Annotated in this window: 21 protein-coding genes; 3 read left to right on the forward strand and 18 right to left on the reverse strand. The window is 37.4% G+C overall.

Annotation, left to right across the window (positions count from 1 at the left end):
- Window positions 1-28: 28 nt before the first annotated feature.
- From YQ22_RS09810 to YQ22_RS09825, 4 genes are all read right to left on the reverse strand, one after another.
- Entirely contained in the window at window positions 29-733 is a 705-nt protein-coding gene (locus YQ22_RS09810; RefSeq protein WP_058104179.1) for a hypothetical protein, read from the reverse strand.
- A 131-nt stretch (window positions 734-864) separates the two neighbouring features.
- Complete coding sequence (locus YQ22_RS09815) at window positions 865-1,239, reverse strand: hypothetical protein (RefSeq protein ID WP_058104178.1); 375 nt, start codon at window positions 1,237-1,239, stop codon at window positions 865-867.
- Window positions 1,240-1,364: 125 nt separating this feature from the next.
- Window positions 1,365-2,171 (reverse strand): SDR family oxidoreductase, encoded by an 807-nt coding sequence (locus YQ22_RS09820; protein WP_071341052.1) that lies wholly within the window; start codon window positions 2,169-2,171, stop codon window positions 1,365-1,367.
- On the reverse strand, window positions 2,161-4,446 hold the full coding sequence (locus YQ22_RS09825; protein WP_071341053.1) for a M28 family peptidase: 2,286 nt from the start codon (window positions 4,444-4,446) through the stop codon (window positions 2,161-2,163). Before YQ22_RS09825 ends, YQ22_RS09820 begins: the two co-directional genes overlap by 11 nt.
- A gap of 120 nt (window positions 4,447-4,566) precedes the next feature.
- Here YQ22_RS09825 and YQ22_RS09830 point away from each other — a divergent pair, with 120 nt between their 5' ends.
- Entirely contained in the window at window positions 4,567-5,031 is a 465-nt protein-coding gene (locus YQ22_RS09830; protein WP_058104175.1) for a CBS domain-containing protein, read from the forward strand.
- A gap of 105 nt (window positions 5,032-5,136) precedes the next feature.
- Here the strand turns inward: YQ22_RS09830 and YQ22_RS09835 are convergent, their stop codons facing one another.
- Genes YQ22_RS09835 through YQ22_RS09855 form a run of 5 tightly spaced genes read right to left on the reverse strand, consistent with a single transcriptional unit; the run spans window position 5,137 to window position 7,223 of the window.
- A complete protein-coding gene (locus YQ22_RS09835) occupies window positions 5,137-5,487 on the reverse strand; it encodes a hypothetical protein (protein ID WP_071341054.1) in 351 nt (116 codons plus the stop codon).
- Window positions 5,484-5,975 carry a DUF6265 family protein gene (locus YQ22_RS09840; protein WP_071341055.1) on the reverse strand — a complete coding sequence of 164 codons (492 nt, stop codon included), beginning with the start codon at window positions 5,973-5,975 and terminating at the stop codon, window positions 5,484-5,486. The genes YQ22_RS09835 and YQ22_RS09840 overlap by 4 nt, the downstream gene beginning before the upstream one ends.
- Window positions 5,976-6,026: 51 nt before the next feature.
- Window positions 6,027-6,407: an SMU1112c/YaeR family gloxylase I-like metalloprotein gene (gene gloA2 / locus YQ22_RS09845; protein ID WP_071341056.1), complete on the reverse strand. Its 381-nt coding sequence runs from the start codon at window positions 6,405-6,407 to the stop codon at window positions 6,027-6,029.
- 24 nt (window positions 6,408-6,431) lie between these two features.
- Window positions 6,432-6,998 carry a hypothetical protein gene (locus YQ22_RS09850; RefSeq protein ID WP_071341057.1) on the reverse strand — a complete coding sequence of 189 codons (567 nt, stop codon included), beginning with the start codon at window positions 6,996-6,998 and terminating at the stop codon, window positions 6,432-6,434.
- A gap of 6 nt (window positions 6,999-7,004) precedes the next feature.
- Entirely contained in the window at window positions 7,005-7,223 is a 219-nt protein-coding gene (locus tag YQ22_RS09855) for a DUF6500 family protein (RefSeq protein ID WP_058104170.1), read from the reverse strand.
- A gap of 234 nt (window positions 7,224-7,457) precedes the next feature.
- Here YQ22_RS09855 and YQ22_RS09860 point away from each other — a divergent pair, with 234 nt between their 5' ends.
- Window positions 7,458-8,732, forward strand: coding sequence for a PQQ-dependent sugar dehydrogenase (locus tag YQ22_RS09860; RefSeq protein WP_071341058.1), 1,275 nt, complete (start codon window positions 7,458-7,460; stop codon window positions 8,730-8,732).
- A gap of 57 nt (window positions 8,733-8,789) precedes the next feature.
- Here YQ22_RS09860 and YQ22_RS09865 read toward each other — a convergent pair whose 3' ends face one another.
- The 3 genes from YQ22_RS09865 to YQ22_RS09875 are packed head-to-tail and all read right to left on the reverse strand — an operon-like array spanning window position 8,790 to window position 12,734.
- Window positions 8,790-8,981, reverse strand: a complete 192-nt coding sequence (locus YQ22_RS09865; RefSeq protein WP_071341059.1) for a DUF4177 domain-containing protein — start codon at window positions 8,979-8,981, stop codon at window positions 8,790-8,792.
- 17 nt (window positions 8,982-8,998) lie between these two features.
- Window positions 8,999-9,571 (reverse strand): pentapeptide repeat-containing protein, encoded by a 573-nt coding sequence (locus YQ22_RS09870; protein WP_083414227.1) that lies wholly within the window; start codon window positions 9,569-9,571, stop codon window positions 8,999-9,001.
- Window positions 9,572-9,578: 7 nt separating this feature from the next.
- Complete coding sequence (locus YQ22_RS09875) at window positions 9,579-12,734, reverse strand: WD40/YVTN/BNR-like repeat-containing protein (protein ID WP_071341061.1); 3,156 nt, start codon at window positions 12,732-12,734, stop codon at window positions 9,579-9,581.
- Between the two features lie 202 nt (window positions 12,735-12,936).
- Between YQ22_RS09875 and YQ22_RS09880 the strand changes: the two genes are divergently transcribed.
- Entirely contained in the window at window positions 12,937-15,525 is a 2,589-nt protein-coding gene (locus YQ22_RS09880) for a cyclic nucleotide-binding domain-containing protein (protein WP_071341062.1), read from the forward strand.
- A 9-nt stretch (window positions 15,526-15,534) separates the two neighbouring features.
- Here the strand turns inward: YQ22_RS09880 and YQ22_RS09885 are convergent, their stop codons facing one another.
- From YQ22_RS09885 to YQ22_RS09910, 6 genes are read right to left on the reverse strand one after another with little or no spacing between them, the layout of a single operon-like run.
- Window positions 15,535-17,082: a M20/M25/M40 family metallo-hydrolase gene (locus tag YQ22_RS09885; RefSeq protein WP_071341063.1), complete on the reverse strand. Its 1,548-nt coding sequence runs from the start codon at window positions 17,080-17,082 to the stop codon at window positions 15,535-15,537.
- A 58-nt stretch (window positions 17,083-17,140) separates the two neighbouring features.
- On the reverse strand, window positions 17,141-17,581 hold the full coding sequence (locus tag YQ22_RS09890; RefSeq protein WP_071341064.1) for an SRPBCC family protein: 441 nt from the start codon (window positions 17,579-17,581) through the stop codon (window positions 17,141-17,143).
- A gap of 11 nt (window positions 17,582-17,592) precedes the next feature.
- Entirely contained in the window at window positions 17,593-18,558 is a 966-nt protein-coding gene (locus YQ22_RS09895; RefSeq protein ID WP_071341065.1) for a 2-hydroxyacid dehydrogenase, read from the reverse strand.
- The gene (locus YQ22_RS09900; RefSeq protein ID WP_071341066.1) at window positions 18,551-19,045 is read right to left on the reverse strand and encodes a VOC family protein; all 495 of its coding nucleotides are present in this window, start codon (window positions 19,043-19,045) and stop codon (window positions 18,551-18,553) included. The genes YQ22_RS09895 and YQ22_RS09900 overlap by 8 nt, the downstream gene beginning before the upstream one ends.
- Before the next feature lie 3 nt (window positions 19,046-19,048).
- Complete coding sequence (locus tag YQ22_RS09905; protein ID WP_071341067.1) at window positions 19,049-20,212, reverse strand: mandelate racemase/muconate lactonizing enzyme family protein; 1,164 nt, start codon at window positions 20,210-20,212, stop codon at window positions 19,049-19,051.
- Window positions 20,209-21,096, reverse strand: a complete 888-nt coding sequence (locus tag YQ22_RS09910) for a sugar phosphate isomerase/epimerase family protein (RefSeq protein WP_071341068.1) — start codon at window positions 21,094-21,096, stop codon at window positions 20,209-20,211. The genes YQ22_RS09905 and YQ22_RS09910 overlap by 4 nt, the downstream gene beginning before the upstream one ends.
- Between the last annotated feature and the right edge of the window lie 9 nt (window positions 21,097-21,105).

Consider the following 21,105-nt stretch of genomic DNA (forward strand, 5'->3'; position numbering starts at 1 on the left):
TTCGCCTTTTTTTTAAACTTAAGTGACATTATTTTTTCTCAGTAGGTGCTTCTTTTCGCGAAGTCAATGCTTGCTTGCTTAAGCTGGCCAAATTAAAATTGGGGTCAATGGCCAAAGCTTCGTCCAAAGTAGCTATAGCTTGGTCAATATTAGTTTTGTCCATATTGTACTGTATAAGTGCCTTTACATGAATAAAGGCGGCTTTTAAAGGTACTTCGTATGGTTGCTGACGCTCATAAAATGCATATTTCATATCGTCTTTGGCATTTGCAATACCATATTCAACATGTTTCATTGCGCCTACATTATCTCCTGTTTGTACCTTAAGGTCTGCTAGTTCATAAGCAAGGTAGGCATTTGGCTCTCTGGCATATAATGCTTCAAATTGCTCTAACGCCCTTTTTGGTTGGTTCAAAGCTTTTAAAGAAACCGCTTTTACCTGTATGGCCAAGTTGGAATCTGAATCCAGTTTTTCAATCCCTATAATATTCAATGCCTGTAAATGTTGGTTGTCATTGGCATAAATATAGGCTAGGGTATCATTTCTTTCTTTTGATGGTGATAGCACGTTTAGGTGAGTTAGTGCATTAATTACACCATCTACATCACCTTGCAACCTCATTTGATCATAAAATGCTTCGTAATGTTTAAGTAATTCTGATTTGGTCTGTGCATATCCATAGCTGCCCGATAGTAAAATGGCCGCTACTAATATTAAAACTGATTTTTTCATTTATCTGATTCTTTTAAAGTGCGCTAAACTATTAAATTATTCTGTATGATCTTGTTAAGGAAAGGTTTAAATGTTCCAAACAAAAAAAGACGCCTGTTATGGCGTCTTTTTTTTACAACAAATAGGGTTTCTTAAGCTAACTCTAATTGGTTTTTTGAACCTTTGAAAGAGTTTAAAAGTTGGGTGTAAAAACCAATACTTTTATTGTCCTTTTCTACACATGAAATCAAAAAATTACATAAATTGTTGAATAATAGATTCGTGTAGAATGTAGGTAAATATGTATTTACCGTTTTAGGGTCATATAGACTAACATCTTCTATAACCTCCATTTGAATTCTATGACGGTGATAGTCTATGGTTACATTGGTAGCACTGTAATGCTTTTTTAAAAGTGCCACATGCAAATCTTCATATTTTTTAGAACCTGTTGGGTTCTTACAACTTAGGGAGATGAGCTTCTCTAATTCAACTAAAACCCTCTCCCGTAATTTATCTTTCTTCATAACATTATGGTTTTATATTGTTAAACAAAGGTATGTATTACGTCGATAAGTAGTTGAAAGTCAACATTATATTAACGCTGATTTTCAGGTTTTGTTGTGAAAGGATATTCTAGTGTTGTAAATGATCAATTTAGCGGGGTATGAAAATGATAATTGTTAATAAGAAAAATCCTACAAAATTGAATTAATTTAAGGTTTTTGCCGGTGGAATGGTATGTGGGTGGTTCCAAGCCTCTCTTTATGGCTGCTTGGGTATAGTATTCTTTTTTAGTAGGATGCTCTGGATAAACGGCATTCAATACGTCGTTAAAATGCTTATGTTCAATAATCGTTTTAATAATACCGATACAATCATCCAAGTGAATTAAATTGATAGGGGCATCTCCGTTACTCAAATTTTGCCTGCCGGATAGCATCGTTACCGGGTGCCTATCAGGACCTATTAATCCACCAAATCTAATAATAACGGTATTCAGTTCTTTGTCGTTTTTCAGTAGGTTTTCACACTGCAGTAGTTGAATGCCAGATGCTGTAGTAGGTAGGGGCTTGGTTTCTTCGGTTACGATACCTTTTGCATCACCATACACAGCGGTGCTGCTGGCGAATATGATATTTTTTACGTCAGACTTTTTAATGGCCAGGTACAATAGTTTTATTTTATCAATATAGCTTTCCTTGGGACCTTTGCCACGTAGTTTAGGCGGAATATTTATAATTAGGACTTCTATGGATGAAAGAAAGGCATGGATATCTCCATTGATTTCCTTCTCGGAAATAGAAATTTGAAATGGTTGGATCCCTTTTTCCTCTAAAACGGCCATTTTGTTCTTAGAAGTGGTAGTTCCCCTTATTTCAAATCCGCCGTTCACTAAACTTTCGGCTAGGGGCAACCCAAGCCAACCACAACCTATTATTCCTATTTTATTGACCAAATTTTATTTTTTGTACGGTTACTATTGCATCGTTCAACACAAAAGGCATTGGTATTTGATCTTCTCTACGTTCAGGTATAGAGAATAATTCATTGTTTAATAAATCATTAGAGGCTTCATAAAATGTCAGTTCTAAAGGGGAGTCTGCCGGAAATTCTAAATTAATATCGGTAAAATTTTTATCACTGATGTAGTTGGTAATCAATCTACCACTATTTCTGTTTTGTAGAAAATGGTCAGACAATTGAATACCGTTCACATCTGCCTTTAGGATGTCAATTGGATTAGTGAAAACTTCCAAACGATTTATTGGTCTATTGGGCGTGATGCATAATCGTATAGAACGTGCATTGTTGATTACAGTGTCTAACTGTACCTCAATAGTAGGTTTTGGAATGTTTTTAAGTGGAGCTTCATATGTATAGGTGAAATCAGTTCCATATTTACTGCTAATGGTTTCGTTTATTTGTGGTGGTACGGCAAGCTTATCTATGATGTATTGTGCGGTCCAATCAGATAATTTATGCTCATAGGTTGCCCACATAGCGGTATTGTCATCTGCATTTAATACATACAATAAACTTGTTGGTTTAGGTCTATCTTTAGTAAACCCAGAATCCATATGGGCCGATACCATAAAACCGGCGAACAACAGAAAACTTAAAAATGCCAAAGCACCCTTTTTTCTGTATTTTGATATTAATGGCAGTAACAAAAAGAAGATGAGTGTAGTAAATAGGGTAGATGCAACCATCATTTTAAGCCCTAGGCCAACAGGAAACATTTGTACGAACGGAGCAAATATGAACAGTGCCGGTATACCTAAGAACAACAATAAAAACGGATCCGGATTTTTCTGGTTGATATGAACGTAAAATGCGACCAAAAAACTATATAAAGGGACAATAAAAAAGGCGGCTCCTTTTAAATATAAGGCAACCAACCCACAAATAATTATCCAGATAATAAACGGGGCAACTAACAGATTAGCTGTCTTGATAACCCTAAATCTATAATATGCATAGAAGCAAGTGCTAAGTGAGAATAGGGCGAATGCAAAGATATAGGCATGACCGTTGTATGTAAAACCATGAAGAATATCAGTATATCCAGGATACACCCATTTTAAAAATTGCCAACTGTAATACCCAACAATACCATTGACAACCAAGGTTAATAGTACAGGGAGAAATCCTTTGAATACATCTTTGGCATTCAACACTTTTTTCTTGAATCCTAAAATCAATAATAAAATAAAAATGAGAATGGCAAGTATCAACATTGGCATGATCCAGCTAAACGGATAAGAAACCATCTTAAAAAAGGGAACGTTAAAATACACATTGTCATCTATACTTTTCAAATTCGTGAGGTCAGTGTTGCTAAAATGCTTTAGTAAGGGCATTAAGTAACTACCTTGGTGTGCAAGCGTATTTCTATCTAGTCTTTCATAATTATCAATTTGGGTATGATAGTCAAAATGATCATCTATAAACGCAAAATTGAAGCCCTCAACATCGCCATCTTCCCTAAATACGGTTAGGTCAGTGTCATTAGGTAACATTTTGTATATACTGTATGCCAATGAATTTGCTACGGGGTAATCAGGTTTAGCGGCTATAAATTCTGAAATTAACCTGCTGTTACCCCTATTGGTTTCCATGAGCATATAGCTTGGTCCGCCACTACCGCGAGCCTCAAAATTGAGCACTAGGCCCACATCTTTTAACCATTCATGCTTATCAACAAAAAGGTCGGCTCCATTGAGCCCTAATTCTTCGGCATCTGAAATTAAAATTATGATATCGTTTTTGGGTGGTGTGTTGGTTTTTAAAAATGCACGAATACCTTCTATGATAGTGGCAATTCCACTTGCAGCATCACTGGCACCTAATGATGAATGAGGATTACTATCATAGTGGCTCAATAACAAAAGTGCTTTTCCAGATTCGATGCCTTTAATTCTAGCAAGTATATTTTCGGCTTTGCTTAGGTTGCCCCAATCCCCGGCCGTATAGCCCTCTTGTAATGTAGTTTCTAACCCTAACGATCGTAGTTGCTCTGTTATATAATTACGTACCGTGGTATGTGCAGGAAAACCAACACCATGTGGTTCTTTAGACATTTCTTTTACATGTACTAAGGCTCTGTCTGTTGAAAACTGAGTCTCAGCAACGGTTTCCCCTTCCGTATATTGAGGTAAAAGCACTCTAAAACTCCAATAAGTGGCAAGAATAATAAGTAGTAGGGTTAATACGGTTGGTGTTTTTTTCATAATTGCGATATTCTTTTAAAATGTATTAAAATTTTGAGTATTAATTGACATACATCGAAAATTATTAGCAAATTTCATTTTATTTATTATCTTTAGTAATCAACCTCTAAACATACTATCATGGGAATCAAAAGCTTTCAAGGCGTTAGAAAGGTATTTAAAAAAGAATTTGAAGCACCAATTCTTGTGGCCGATTACATGACCACTAAGTTAATCACTTTTTCGCCAGATGATTCAATTTTAGACGTTATGGAGAAATTTGCCAAACATCGCATTTCTGGTGGACCTGTTTTAGACGGCAACGGTTTTCTAGTAGGTATCATTTCTGAAGCCGATTGTATGAAACAAATTTCTGAAAGTAGATATTTCAATCAGCCTATTTTAGATAAAAGTGTTGAGAAGTTTATGACCAAAACTGTGGAAACTATTCCGCATGATATCTCCATTTTTGATGCTGCGGGTATTTTTGCCCAGCACAACAGAAGAAGATTACCTGTAATGCGTAATGATATCTTAGTAGGGCAAATTAGTAGAAAAGACATTGTTGTGGCCGCCCTAAAATTAAGTGGTCATAATTGGAAATAGAGCTAGCCCCCAACCCCAAAGGGGAGCTTAAAATACATGAAGGTTTCCTATTAGGAAACCTTTTTTATATCAATAATATTCACCCTTTGGGGGCTAGGGGGCTTGCTATTCCCGCTTTACGATCATGTAATAGTCATTATCCAATGGGAGGTATCCTAAATCATAAAGAAAGTAATAGGTAGTACCTTTTTTGGTGGTATATAAATTAGTAACATAATTGAAGTCAAAGCCTTTATCGATCAAGCGTGTGCCCGTGGTTTTGGTTTTTCCATCCTTTAATTGAAAACTATCCAGTACTCGGTAATTTTTACGTAGCCTATTATTGACATTTCTTATAAGCTGTTTGCTAGCAGGGTTTACTTTGTTATTATATATATTGCGGCAATAATCATTGCAGAATTTCTTATCTATTCTACCAATAACTTCTGAACCGCATTCTAAACATTCTCTTTTCATTGTCTGTGATAGTTGAAAGTTATTTCATTTGATGTGCCTTCTTCTTCACTGACTTCCACATACATGTTTATCTCTGTATCAGAAATACGTTCAATAGTAAAATCGTCAAAGTAAAATTTATTCTCTTCGACTTTTACCAATATAAAATCTACGCTTTCATCTTTTTGTTCCCAACCGCTCAAATCACCATCAAAGTGTTTTAGCTGTAATAATAATGTATCATCTACCTCAATAATGTGTCCGAATTCATAAAAACTTACAGCGCCTTTATCAATTAGTCGGAAAGAAAACATCATGCTACCATCTGTAGGTGGACTCCATATTTCTTCAGCAATGCCACCAAATGCTTCCCCTTTCCAATGACCTGCCAGCCATTCTATCTGACTTAATTTGGCTTTAGGACTTGTCATTTCAGGCTCAAAGGATATGGTGTTCTGTGCATGGACCATAGCAGTGGCCGACAGAAGGAGTAATAGTAAAATTTTCATACTTCGGTATTTGTAACAATATACAAATTAAACGTCTACAAACGGATAGGTTTACTTTTCGTAAAATTCTATAGGAAGGTTGTCAGGGTCTGCAATAAAAGTAAATCGTTTGTTGGTGAACTCATCAATTCTAATAGGTTCTGCAATGACGTTGTAGGATTTACAATGGGCAATTATCTTTTCTAAATCATCTACTTCAAAAGCCAAGTGCCGTAGACCACATGCTTCTGGCCTTGAAGGTCTATTTGGTGGATTAGGGAAAGAAAACAACTCAATAATATAATCTCCGTTCAAAGCTAAATCCAATTTATAAGACTGCCGTTCTTGGCGATACACCTCACGAATTATTTCTAAGCCCAAAACATGGGTGTAGAATTTCTTGGAAATTTTGAAATTAGAGCAAATGATAGCGGTATGATGTATTTTGTTCATTTCACGTTTTCAAATAAAAGTAACTTAGTTCAATAATTCCTTTTTCTCATACAATTCAATCGCTTTCAAATAATCCATAGCTCCCTTCATGGTCATGTCATTCACAAAACCATCTAATTCTGGGTGATTCAGTTGTACCCATTCTACCAAGGCATTTTTTTGCTGGTTCCATTCATTCCAATTAACATTGATATATTCAAGTTCTTCTAATTTGGAGATTTTTCCATTGATAAATGAAACCCTGACCTTAAATTTTAGAGGGTTGTTTTGTAAAAAACTGTTTCTTTTATTTTTTTGAGCAACGGTAAATAAAACAGTATTGTTCTCTTCTTCTATTTCAATAGTGTTGTAAGTAGGTTTAAAAATGGAATCCCATTTATAGAATTCATAAAAAGCTTCTTTATCATAGTTTGTTGTAAAGTCGCCAGAAATTATTGTAACACTATCATTGGTAATTGCTTTTAAAGCGTTGTAATTTCCTGAATCAAAAGCACTGTAATATGATTTAACTACTGCGGTACGGTTGACATTTTGTTGCTGGCAACTAGTTAGAAATGACAGTAGAAATAGCACGTAAAAACTGTTTTTCATTACAGATTAATTTAAAGATTTTATCATATCCCTTATCTTTATCGCCTTCTCAAAATGGTCTAACTTGTTTTCTAATATCCACCATTGGGCAACTTCCATCAAAAGTTCTGGATGGTCATTTTTATTTTTAAAAAAGGCATAGAAAGACAGCCCTACGTTTTCCCCTTTCGCTGCAATTTTAGCATCGCAAACTTGAATGATTTTTGTTTTTATTTCTTTGGTCATCAATCTTAATTATGAAAGAAAGTTAATTATTTAAAATTTGGGTTCAAATTAATATGATTCTTTACTCAATTAAAATGGATATTGTTAATCTTAAAAAATTGAATTTTATTTATTTAGAGTCTTAATAATCAATATTTTAAACTTTATGTATAAATCTGTTAAAGTATTTGTAAACAGGTGTATTTGGTAGACTTTTTAATACGGTTGCTATAATTTTGAGAGTAAACCTATACAATGAAAACAATTCTATATATACTAGCGTCCACTACAATTTTAATGAGCTGTAGTAGTAAAAAACAGTTGACTGAAAATTCAAAAGAAAAATGGCGAAATACGGGATCATCGGTTGTGGAAACCGCTATTGGACCTTTGGAATTAGTACCTCCATATTCATCTGAATCCGTTACTAAAAACAGTAAAATTATAGCGTGGCCATCAAACAAGTTGCCCAAAGCCCCAATAGGTTTTGAAGTTGCAATATTTGCTCAAGATTTAGAGCATCCAAGGTGGACATATGTTGCACCTAATAATGACATTTTTGTCGCAGAATCTAACACGAAAAATAGCGCTGATAGGATTACATTATTACGCGATAACGACATGGATGGTGTAATAGATGAACGACATGTGTTTAAAGATCAACTGAATCAAAATTTAGGGATGTTGGTTTTAGATGGATATTTCTATATCGCTAATACAGATGGGCTTTATAGGTATGCCTACAAGGAAGGTCAGAACAAGCTTGAAGGGGAAGGAGAAAAAATAGTTGTTTTGTCTGCAAGTGGCTATAATAACCATTGGACCCGTAATGTAATAGCGAATAAGGAAGGAAATAAGTTATATATCTCGGTTGGATCGGCAAGTAATGTGGGGGAGCAGGGTATGGATAAAGAGGAAAGACGTGCTGCTATTTTAGAGGTAAATACAGATGGGTCTGACGAAATAATATACGCAAGTGGTATACGTAATCCGGTGGGGATGGATTGGAACCCGGTTACTGGTGAACTATGGACGGCTGTTAACGAACGTGATAAGATTGGTAATAATTTAGTGCCCGATTACCTAACCAGTGTGAAAAAAGGAGGGTGGTATGGATGGCCTTATAGTTATTATGGAGACATAAATGATCCAAGATGGGAAGATGATCCGCACCAAAATCTTGTAGATATGACCATAGTTCCCGAGGTGCCTTTGGGTAGCCACACCGCTTCTTTAGGGCTTACATTTTATAACGCTTCACAATTTCCTGAGAAGTATAAAAATGGAGCATTTGTTGGTCAACATGGTTCGTGGAACCGAGCGGAATTTGCTGGTTATAAGGTGGTATTCGTCCCTTTTCAAAACGGTAAACCTCAAAAACCTGTTGACTTTTTAACTGGTTTTATTGCTGATGAAGCAGCTGGTGAAGTGTATGGTAGACCAGTTGGAGTTACCGTTGCCCCAGATGGATCTCTTTTGGTAAATGATGATGACGGTGGTGTTATTTGGAGGGTTTCGGCAATTGAATAATTAGCGTCTTTCACTTTACGATTTGGACAGTTAGAGTGTTCAAAATGAATGACGATGCTAGTCTACCTTTTTTTCAAAAATCAATTCAAAGTAAGATGCGGCTCCATACCCTGAGGTCGCTGGTGCGAAAATTTGAACAAATCGCCACCCTTCCTTTGCTTTAGATGATATAATTTCTTTATAATTTGAGCTGGGCTTTGCGGTAAAAATACCTCCAAGGTTTATTTTAACAAATTGATATTCATACATATACTTATAATTTAAAATTACTTCAATATCTTCAATTTATACTTATGCAATAGACCTTCTAGCATGTCACTGGAAAAGATGGCGCCTTTTACCATGTTGTTTTCTGGGTCTATGTTAAAATGGGTTGCTGTGCTAAAATCTGCCTTTTGTAAATTGGTTCTTGAAAAGATGGTACGTTCTAAATTACAATCTACGAACTTGGAATTACTTAGATCACAGTCACTAAAATCTGCTTCTGAAAGGTTACAGGCTTTAAATACCTGACCAATTAATTTTAATTCGGTAAATATGGAAAAATTCAAATTACAATCAAAAAAGGAGAAGTCCATTAAAAAACTGTTACATGTGTGGAAGGCTAAACCCATAAGTTTGCAATGTGAAAATTTAACTTCTTTAAAAGTCGTGTTCACCAAATTCACATTACTTAGGTTACAATCTATAAACTCGCACTCCAAAAAGATTTGGTTGTCCAAGTATCCTTTGGAAAAATCGCATCTTTCAAAAATGCAATTTTCATATTCTGCACGTGGCAAACGGGAAATAGTATAATTTTCACCTTTAAAAGTCTGGTCTAGTATTAGTTTTTCCAACTCAATTTTAATTTTGTGCTTGCGGTAATATAATTGCAGGGATTTCTAAACTTTGGAATAGGGTATTATATGCCTTCATTTCTGTATTGATGATAGCATTATGTTCTGTTTTAAAACTGCCCCATATAGCAAGTAAATCTTGTAATCTTTCTTTTGCGCCCATTGAAACGTTGGGTTCTGCTACGTCAATATATCCTCTTAAATTCAATAATTGCGCGTTTAGTTTATTTTCGAAATTTATAACATCTTGAAAGGTTTTTTGGTTGGGTTGAATAAGATTTTCTTCCCAAGATGAAATTCGTTTGATCAAAGAATCGCCTTGTTTTAAAAGTGCTTCTGCTTTTGTGTGGTCTTCAAGTAATTGATTATACTGTTTTAATTGAGATTTTGCTGATAGCATATCATTCACTGCAGTATGTATTTCTATTACGGTAGTTTCTATGGTTTTCAACATATTTTGTTGCTCTTCGTAATCTACCATGGTTGCTTTTATGTTAGGGAGAGGTAAAATGCTTACCGAGGTTTCTGCTGTTTCATTTTCTAAAGTAAGTCTAAGTTGATAATCTCCTGGGCCAACAATAGAACCATCTAATCCGCCCAGTACAAATACTTTGTCAACTGCGGGTAGTGGGTGTCTTTTAAAATCCCAAGTAAAACGGTTGTATCCTTTTTTAGAAGGCAATACGGCTGGTTTTGATGGTCCGCCTGGCCAAGAACTAAACTTTTTGTCTTTTTTATTGGTAATCGTTCGTATTACATCTCCATCTTTTAAAACTTCTAATTTTAGCTCAGTACTATCTTGTGCTTCGTTTAGGTAATAATCAAAAGTAACGCCGCTTTTGGGGTTGCTTCCTATGCCTGGAACAGGTTTTTCGCTATATCCACCAATGAATAAATAGGTGTCTTTGGGTTTAAAAATATTCAATGCCTGTTTTGGTGTACTGGCATTTTGTAAAGCAGCTAAATCATCCAAAATCCAGAATGAACGACCGGCAGTTGCAGCAACCAAATCATTATCTTGAATAATAAGGTCGTTAATAGGGGTTAAAGGTAGATTCAACTGCAAAGGCTGCCAATTTATGCCATCATCTAAAGAAACAAACAAGCCCGTTTCGGTACCCGCATATAGTAGACCTTTTACTTTTTTATCTTCACGAACCACTCTGGTAAAGGTGTTGTCACCGGTAATGCCATTGGTGATTTTTGTCCAAGTAGTACCATAGTCCGTAGTTTTGTAGATGTAATTCTTGAAATCCATCGACTTATAACGCATTAAAACGATGTAAGCTGTTGCCGGATCATGTGGAGATACTTCAATGCTATTGATAATACCATCTTTGGCACCTATGGGAGTAACATTTGACCAATTAGCACCCCCATCTTTGGTTACATGTACTAAACCATCATCACTACCGGACCAAATTACGCCTTCTTCATGTGGAGATTCTGTCAAATAGGTAAGTGTGTTATAAATTTCACCGCCTGCGGCTTCATTGGTAAACGGTTTGCCGCCAAGTCCGTGTTTGTCTTTCTCGTTTCGTGTTAAGTCCGGACTAATAACTGACCAGCTTTGACCTTCGTCAGTTGATTTGAAAACTACATTGCCGCCGTGGTAAATTGTTTTTCTGTCATGTGGAGAGGTAATAATTGGGGCATTCCAATTATAACGGTATTTTGCATTTTCTGGAGATATACTTAAACCTAATTCCGGGTATTCTTTAATGGGTTTTGACTCTTTGGTACTTGCGTTCCACTTGTCAATATTTCCTTGGTATGTGCCACCATAAATCAATTTTGGGTCGTCTGGGTCAAAAGCTAAAAAGGCGCTTTCACCACCTGCAACTGCGTACCAATCTTTCCAATCTATTCCGTTATCGTTTGTTCTTGACGCAATGGCAACGGTAGAATTATCTTGTTGCCCGCCATATACATTGTACGGCACCAAATTATCTGTAATTACCCTGTAGAATTGTGCAGTATTTTGGTTCTCTTGTGTGCTCCAACTTTTTCCACCGTTATTGGAAACGTTAGAACCACCATCGTTAGAGTTTATCATGCGTTGGTTGTTCAAAGGGTCTATCCATAAATCATGATTATCGCCATGTGGTGTTGGCAACGGTGTAAAAGATATACCACCATCTATTGATTTTGTGACCGGTGCATTTAGCACATAGACAATATCTTCATTTAGGGGATCGGCAAAAATTTCCATGTAGTACCAAGAACGGGCAATATTAATACGGTCTTTATTGATCAATTTCCATTTTTTACCGGCATCATCAGAACGGTATACTCCGCCTTTTTCTCCTTCCGCCTCGATCACCGCGAAAACACGTTCAGGGTTGGCCCTAGATACAGAAATGCCAATTTTCCCCATTTCTTTTGGTAACCCCTCGGTTAATTGCTGCCAGGTTTCACCACTGTCGGTAGATTTATAGATACCTGAGTTTTTTCCACCAGATTCCATTGTCCAGGGATATCGTCTGTGTTGCCACATAGCGGCATATAATATGGTTGGGTTGGTCATATCCATTGTAAGACCAGATGCTCCAGTAGTATTATCAACGAAAAGAACATTTTTCCAAGTATCACCGCCATCGGTAGATTTATAAATGCCTCTTTCAGTAGAAGCTCCATATTGTGCACCTTGTGCCGAAACAAAAATGATGTTTGGGTCTGTAGGGTCAATAATGACATCAGAAATGTGGCGTGTTTTGTCTAGCCCTATGTGTTTCCATGTTTTACCCGCATCGGTAGATTTGTAAACACCATCTCCCATAGAGGTCATCACACCTCTTGCCGCATGTTCGCCCATGCCGGCAATTACAATATTCGGATTACTTTCAGATACAGATATGGCGCCAACGGTTGCCGTTTTTAGGAATCCGTCCGAAACATTTTTCCAAGTGATTCCATCATCCGTGGTTTTCCAAATTCCACCACCAACGGTTCCCATATAATACACCATGGGTTGACCAACCACACCGGTAGATGCTACACTTCTTCCTCCTCTAAACGGACCAATATTTCTCCATTTTAATCCAGTAAAAAGAGAGTCTTCTAATGTAATTGATGGTTGGGTTATTTTACTTTTTCTACGTTGAGATTGTAAGGTCATAGGTGCAATCATCAATAGCACAAATAGAAATTTGATGGTTTTCATGGTGTGGTCAAATTAGTTGTTGAGTAGGTAAGATAACAAAAGCCTTTGTAAAAAGTGAGTGGGAAAATTTAATTTGGTAATTCTAATTTTAAGGGTGCCATTTTTATGGTTTTGACCAATATTATTTTCTTAAAATGATAAATTGATTTTAATGTGAGTAGGGTTTCTTTTTTAGGTTTTATCTGGTTAATTTAGAAGGCGCATGACACACCAAACTAGACTTTTAAGACAAGAAATAAGTACTGAAAAACTTAAGGAATACTTCCCAAAAGGAGTAATAAAAACATACGAAAAAGGGTATGCTATTAGTTATATTCACAAAAAGGTAAACACTTTTAGATGGTTTATTGAAGGAAGCGTCAATTACTATATTTCTTTAGATAGCCCAGAGAGCGATATTTTGGTTTGCCAAAATTCAGAACCGTTTTCAACTATTGGTTTAAACGGATTTAACACGCCTAAACGCTTTACTTATAAAGCAACGGTGGCGTCTGCAAAAGCTTCATTCTTTGAAATTCCTTTTAACGATCTTGATGTATACTTAAAAAAGGGGCACCAAAACGTTCTGTTGAAAAACATAGGTGCCAAGTTATATCACGTTTTGCGTACTGCATTATTGAAACAAACGGAATTGTTGAGCCCGGCAAGGTTTCAGCCTTTTGTAGAGGATAGGCAGTTTTTTATTTCCCCGGTAACGGAACAAGAAGAAATAGTCTCATTGATGAGACGTTCTCCGTTTTTAGATTTTTTTGAGGAGAAAAATTTAATGGCATTGGCCGCCTTGGCGGAAAGGCGTGAATATGAACCAGATGAGGTATTGTATGTGCAAGACGGTTCTAGCAACGGGTTATTTATTCTAATTCATGGCGAGGTTACTATAAAAAGAATTGAAAATACCATTGAAATTAAACAACGCTCTATAAAAAATTCTGGGTTTGTTTTTGGGTGGTCTTGTCTTTTAAAGGAGAAAGATATTTGTTCTGCGATTACCAATACAAAGACATCTGCCTATTTTATACCGGAATGTGATCTCATGAAATTGTTTCAGAGAGATGATGCCTTTGAAGGTCAATTTTATCAACGGTTGCTTTGGCTCATGGGCAACCAACTGAATGCGGCTTTTGTTAGATATGTTGGTTTGTTGGGAAAACATAGTTTGCAAGCCGTATATCAATTGATCAAGAACAACAAATCGCGCTTATTGCTTTCATCGCCGTTACACCAAGTACCACATCTTTTAAAGAGTATGACTACAAAGCAATTTGCTTATGAAGCACTTGCAAATTTGTTAAAAAACGGTACAGCGTTAGAACGTCATATAGCCTCATTGAGTTTAGAATTATTGGGAGAAGATCAAAAGGAGCACGAGTTTGTTAATGGATTACAGCAGATGTATGAAAACGTTGCGGAAAAGAATAGTAATGATGTAATGCTGAATAGAAAGGTATGTGCGGAATTGACTATGAAGGTTTTTAAAAACGTACCCTATATTATTGAAGGATGGGATAATTTACCTGATAAAACAGGGAATATCTTCATTTATAATCACCTGATCAATGATGCACATTATACCTTGAACAATAATTTTCAAATAACCTTAGATTCTCATTTTCTAAGTGCTATGGTACTGTATAAGAAATATGGAGAACCGGGTATTAGAACTGTTCGTATTGGGCAAGGACAGGAGTATGGCCATCAAAATTATTACAATAATCTAGGCTATATCAATGTTTACACCAAAGAATCTGATCAAACGACAAGTAATAAAAAGGAACAGGCGCGAAGCATATTTTATAGTGAGGCTTCTAAGCATTTAAAGCAGGAATATAACCTGATCATAAGCCCAGAAGGTACATCTTATAGAACTGAGGAATCTCCTGGGCCATTTAAAATGGGTGCTTTTAAACTAGCAATGCATACAGAGCCGGAACCATACATTATTCCTATAGTCATGGTGAATTTTGACCACAGAATTGGTAAATCTTTATATTATTGCGCCATTAAAGAACCTTTTCTTTTGAGTGAAAAGGTGCCTTCTAAAAGCAATGAAGATCTATATGCTTTTATGGAGCAATACCAAGAGGAATATAAAGGGTATGTGCAAGCGGCAATTGAAAGAGCAGAGCAATTGAACGTATCTAGCTCAGGTGCCGATAGTTTAGAAGAACCACCCGCAATTTGGTGTAATGAAATAAAGCGACTTAAAAGACGAGTGGCCAAATTGCCTACCCAAGATAATTTAATTGCCTTTTATGGTAGTTCATCTGTACGGCTTTGGGTGAATATGAAAAGGGACTTGAGCCCGTTCAATGTGGTTAACCTGGGTTTTGGCGGTTCTACTTTTGCTTGGTGTATTCATTATTTTGATGAAATATTTGTAGAGGCAAATCCGTCTAAAATTGTGTTGTATGCCGGTGAAAATGATTTAAATGATGGCAAGACACCCCAAGAAGTTCTTTCTGGGTGTATGGAGCTGGTAGAATTGATCAAGAATAAATACTCAGATGTAGAATTGGCGCTTATAAGTTTAAAACCAAGTGTAGAGCGTGAACATCTGATCCCGCTGATCATGGAAACTAATTTAATGCTGTCAAAATATTTTATTTCTGAGCTTAATGCCCAATACATTAATGTGTTTGCACAAATGATCACTACTGATAATAGGCCTATTCCAGAGTTATACCTTTCTGATGGATTACATTTGAACAAGCAAGGCTATGCACTGTGGAGTACTGCTATTAAAAAAGCATTACAGGCAGCGGATAGCCTTGAGCTTGAAAATCAGTTTTAGATGGTACCATTAATCTTGTCCGCCTTTACGTTGTGGCGTTCTTGGTGTTGGCCATTCTCCTTTTTTGCCTGATCTTGGGTTAATGCCCAAAACAGCTTTTTCACGAGATGTTTTTTCTGGGTCTTCGCATGCCATAAAGGTAAGAATAGCAGTTAATATGGCGTTGTTGCGTACATCGTCAAAAACAATTTTATCGTAGGTGTCCAAATTGGTGTGCCAAGTATAGTTCCAATAATCCCAACTCAAGGAGCTTAGCGAAAACGCAGGGGCACCTGCCGCTACGAAAGATGCATAATCTGATCCACCACGACCGGGCGAACCAGGGAATGTAGTTTCTATTTCGTTTTTGTAGGTTTCCGGTACGGCTTCTAACCATCGCCCCAAATAATCATATGCATGAAGAAATCCTTGCCCGGATAAACGAACCACACGGCCCGTACCATTGTCTTGGTTGAATAATGCTTGTACACCGGCAACAATTTCTGGGTGATCCTCAACAAATGAGCTAGAACCATTTAAACCTTGTTCTTCACTTCCCCAATGCCCTACAAGAATAGTCCTTTTTGGGTTTGGATATACTTTTTTCAGAATACGTGCTGCTTCTAACATGGTAATGGTACCTGTACCATTATCGGTTGCACCTGTACCGCCGTCCCATGAGTCAAAATGAGCGGAAAGAATCACATATTCATCAGGGAACTCGGTGCCGGGTATGGTGGCTATGGTATTAAATGTTGGTACAACGCCTAAGTCTTTGGACTCTGCCACTATTTTAATTTTGGTATCCGCACCGTGCTCTACCATCCTGTATAGCATTCCGTAATCTTCTAATGAAATATCAACAGCAGGAATTTTTTCAGTGCCTGCACTAAAAATTTTATTGGCACCAAAACCCTCGGACCATCTTGATTGTGCAATACCTACCGCACCCGCTTTTTCAAATGCTGCATTGATGTTTCTACTGGTATAGCCGGTATTATTAATATTCTGTCTCCAGATTTTCTCCAATGAATCGCGCTCGCTCTTCATTTTTTCAAAAGATGCTTTGGTTGCGTATTCTTCCCAATTTTCATCTGGTCTGCCAGTAGGTTGCAACATGCTCACCATTACTATTTTTCCTTTTACGTTAGGTAGCCATTTTACAAAGGACAATGAATCTGTAAAACTTGGCAGTGTAATTAATGAAGCCATAACACCTTTAGAGCTAGTACTTGGGTTCCATGCTAATTGTGTTGCATGTAATGATGCTACACGAGGTGAAACCATATCTACATGGGTAATACCTCTTTGCCATCCTTTCCAGGTTCCCCATTGCTGGTTTTCTGCAGAAATCCCCCATTTTTTGTAGGTGTTTACCGCCCAATCATGGGCACTTTTCATTTCTGGCGTACCTACTAATCTTGGACCGTTGAGGTCCATTAATTCGTAAGCCAATTGTTCTAATTGAGAATTTTCAATGCCTTCTTTCTCTATGGCATTGACCATATCTTCTACCGTTTGTGAAATTGCAAATGTGGAGCATAGGAAATATGCCCCAATGAGTAGTACTTTTTTCATGTTCAAGTTAGTTTAGTTCTTTGAACTAAGGTACTCATTTAAGGGCGATAGCCCGCTGTTAAAATTTATGGGATTTTAGAAATTGGACTAGACTTTCCTGAATTAAATATTCCCAACCCGCTTTGTCACTTTCTTTTTTAAATTCAGGAATATCGGTCGGGAAATCTTTAATGACTTCACCAGTAAGGGTAAGAAGGGTGCCTAGTTCATTTTTGGACAACTCAAAAGTACTGATGCTTTCTCCGGGGTATTCATCAAATGACCAACGATAACTGATTTTTGATGGCGGTGTTACCGCTATCACTTCCCAGTTGTGGGTAAAATTTCTTCCTTCGTTGGTAATGAGAAAACTGGTGGTGAAACCAACTTCTGGCTTAAAGTCCGGAATAACAGCAAAGTACCATTTTCGCATGTATTCCACATGTGTCAATGCTTCCCATACCTGCTCCATTGAAGTGTTAAAAAGCTGAGTGACAATTATAGGCTCACTGTTTCTCATAAAATCATGCTTTAGTTGTTGTCCAATTCTTTTTTATTGAAAACACAATTTTCCATTGGAGCTTCACTACGTAATATTGCCAAGGTATTTTGAACCGTCATTGTACACATTTTAGTATACGTGGTTTTGGTTAAGCTGCCTAAATGTGCAGTAATCAATACATTTTTTAATTGAAGTAATGGATCATTTTCCACTGGTGGTTCTTCTGCCAGAACATCGGCGGCGAAACCTGCTATGCTATGACTTTGCAGGGACTTGAACAACTCCTTTTGATCTATGATTCCTCCTCTGGCGGTATTGATCAACAACGCATTGGTTTTCATTAATGAAAAGGCAGCGGAATCAATTAGTTTTTCTGTTTTAGAGGTCAAGGGCAGATGTAAGCTAATTGCGTCTGAAGTGGTTAAAAGCTGTTTAAATTCTACAAATGAGAAGGGTACATCTTCTTTTTTTGAGCTCCAATAAATGACATTCATGCCTAAAGCCTTGGCGATATGTGCTACTTTTTTTCCAATATTTCCCATACCGATAATCCCCAAAGTTTTGCTATGGGTTTCATCGCCAACATACGTTCCCCGATCTCCCCATCTATTTTCTTTGACCATGGTAACGGCATTGTACAAATTCCGCTGAAGCATTAATAGCAGGGCAATAGTGTGTTCTGCAATAGTGTCGGCATTGGAATTAGGGGCGTTCACCACTTTAATTCCTCGTTTTGTGGCACTTGATACATCAATATTGTCCAAACCAACACCACAACGAGATATTACTTTTAAATTGGGCAACTGTTCCATGAACGAATTACGTACCTGACCTTTTCCTCGTGTAATGATGGCATCAATAGCATTGTTTTCTATCTGATGCTTTAGCGATGCTTCATCAAACCCTGTCAAAATATTCATGTCCGAAGCATTTTCCAACATATTCATGGCATCTTCGGCAACCGTTTCCAGTAAAAGAATATTTTTTCTATTCATCTGATCTATGGTAAAGCGTGGCGTCTTTGGATTTGTATCCACGGAAATCATTTCTGCCCGATACATAGATTCCTTCTTTGAACAACTCGTCTTCAAAAATCTTTGGGTCTATATAATCGCCGGGAACGGAAGAGAGTTCTACCAAATTCCCCGATGGGTCACGAACAAACATTTGTATGGCGCCGTCCGGTAGTTGACGTACATTGCCCCACGGTTTTATATCAATGGCACAGAGCTCTTTCATTCTAAAGAATAAGGTATTGATGTCATCTACCTGAACACAGATATGACCTCTAAACGAATAGGCATCTTCCCACTCGGTTAAATGCAATTGTTGCTCCTCGTTAAATTTAAAAAATGCCGTGGGATAATCAAACAAGAATGCGGGTATGGCTTCCAAACCGAGTTCTTCCTCGTAAAATTTACAAGCTTCTTCTAAGTTGCTTACCACTAATGCAACGTGATTAATATGTACTGCCTTTGCCATAATTTATTGTTTAAAGTCCTTTACAAAATCCCAATTAGGGGTTAAACCGAGTCCGGGTTTGGTGGGTGCATTGAGCATACCTTCATTATCCACCGTAATTTGTTCCTCTACCAAATCATACATCATAGGGTTACCGCCCAACGAAAACTCTATTACATTGGCAGAAGGGGAAGCGAATGCCACCGAAAGTCCCGCCATAAATGAAAATGCTGATCCCCAACAATGCGGTGCCAATTCCAATTGATAGGTATGTGCCAATTGTGAAACCCGCATGGCTTCTGTAATACCGCCAATTATGGCGCAATCTGGTTGTAACACATCTAACGCACGTTCAGCTATTAAATCGCGAACATCAAAAGCGGTGTACTCACTTTCACCAGCGGCAATGGGTATAAAGGTATTTGCGCGAACTTCCGCTGTACCTATTTTATTATCTGGACTAATAGGTTCTTCAAACCAATATAAGTTGCAGTCTTCTACACCCTTTGTAAACTGCTTGGCTTCGGGTACGCTAAAAGTACCATGGGCATCGGTCATTAACTTTATGTGATCGGGCAAGGCTTCACGTGCTGCTTGAACTCTTTTTACACTTTCGGCTACAGTTTGATCCATTATACCAACACGCATTTTTACACCGCTAAACCCTTTTTGGGTATACCCCAACAGTTGTTCGCCAATAGCATCGGCTTTTGCCCAACCACCACTGGCGTATGCTGGCATTTTATCGCGACAGCTACCACCCAACAATTCTACCACGGGAGCTTTTAAAGCCTTTCCTTTAATGTCCCACAGTGCGGTGTCTATTCCGCTCATGGCAGAAATGGTCAATCCCCTTCTTCCTAAAATGGGAAATTTACGACCTCTTGATAGGGAATAATGATCTCGTGTGCCGTTGTATACGTGTTCCCAAATACGGGAGATATTTCGGGCATCCTTACCTATTAATTGTGGTTTTAGTTCGTTTTCTATGCAGCTGACAATAGAGGCACAAGACCCGGAAGAACCTACAGCTGCCTTTGCTTCGCCAAAACCTTGTAACCCAGTATCGGTCGTTACCACTACCAAGGTCATATCAAAATTTGTCAATAGACCATAATCTGAAAAATGTTGCTTTTCTTTGGGTATTGGACAGCGTAACCAAAACGCTTCTATATTGGTGATTTTCATTTAATAAGCTCTTTTAGGGTGTCTATAGATTTTTTGGTCAGCATGGTGTAAAACTCATCGGTGACTGCAGAACTACCGTGGTCTTCTAAGAATTTCTTTTGTTCTGCAGTGAGTCCCTTAGGATTTGTTTCTATGGAATTCGGATACGGATTGGCAGGTGTTCTATCCAACGGGGAACAAAATTCTACTGATAGCACCTTGTCATATTCAATCTCTTTTAATGTATTTATGATTTTAGTCCAATTGAGGTGCCCCATGCCCGGTGCCATTCTATTATTATCGGCAACATGAAAATTTACCAAACGCTTGCCTACTTTTTTAATGGTGTCAAACATATTGACCTCCTCTAAATTCATATGAAATGTATCTAGGCAAACTCCACAATTAGGACCAACAGCTTCTGCAAGTGCCAATGCCTGTTCGCCCCTGTTGATAAAATAGGTCTCAAAACGGTTAATGGGCTCAATGCCTATTTGTAAACCGTGGTCTTCGGTATATTTATAAATTTCTTTAATGCCTTCTACCGCCCATTCCCATTCTTCTTCAGGTCTGGCATCGGGGACAATTTTGCCTACGGTTGCCGGCACTAAAGAAATGACTTTACCGCCCAATTCATATACCATTTTGGCAACATCCTTTACGTATTGTATAGACATTTTTCTTTGCGCTGGATCTTTAGCAAGTAAATTACGTTGCTCTAACATAAGTGTTACAGATCCCCAACATTTAATTCCGTAGAGGTCTAAAAGTAACTGAGCTTTTTTTATGTCGTAATTCTCTGGGGTTCCTTGTATTTCTATATGCGTGTAATCTAATTTGTTGATCCTGTTGAGTGTGTGTTCTAAAGTCTCGGCACGCATCCAATTATGTATGGCTAATTCCATGGCTAGGCA

It is taken from the genome of Maribacter sp. 1_2014MBL_MicDiv (assembly GCF_001865655.1).
In the GTDB taxonomy this organism is placed as follows: Bacteria; Bacteroidota; Bacteroidia; order Flavobacteriales; family Flavobacteriaceae; genus Maribacter; species Maribacter dokdonensis.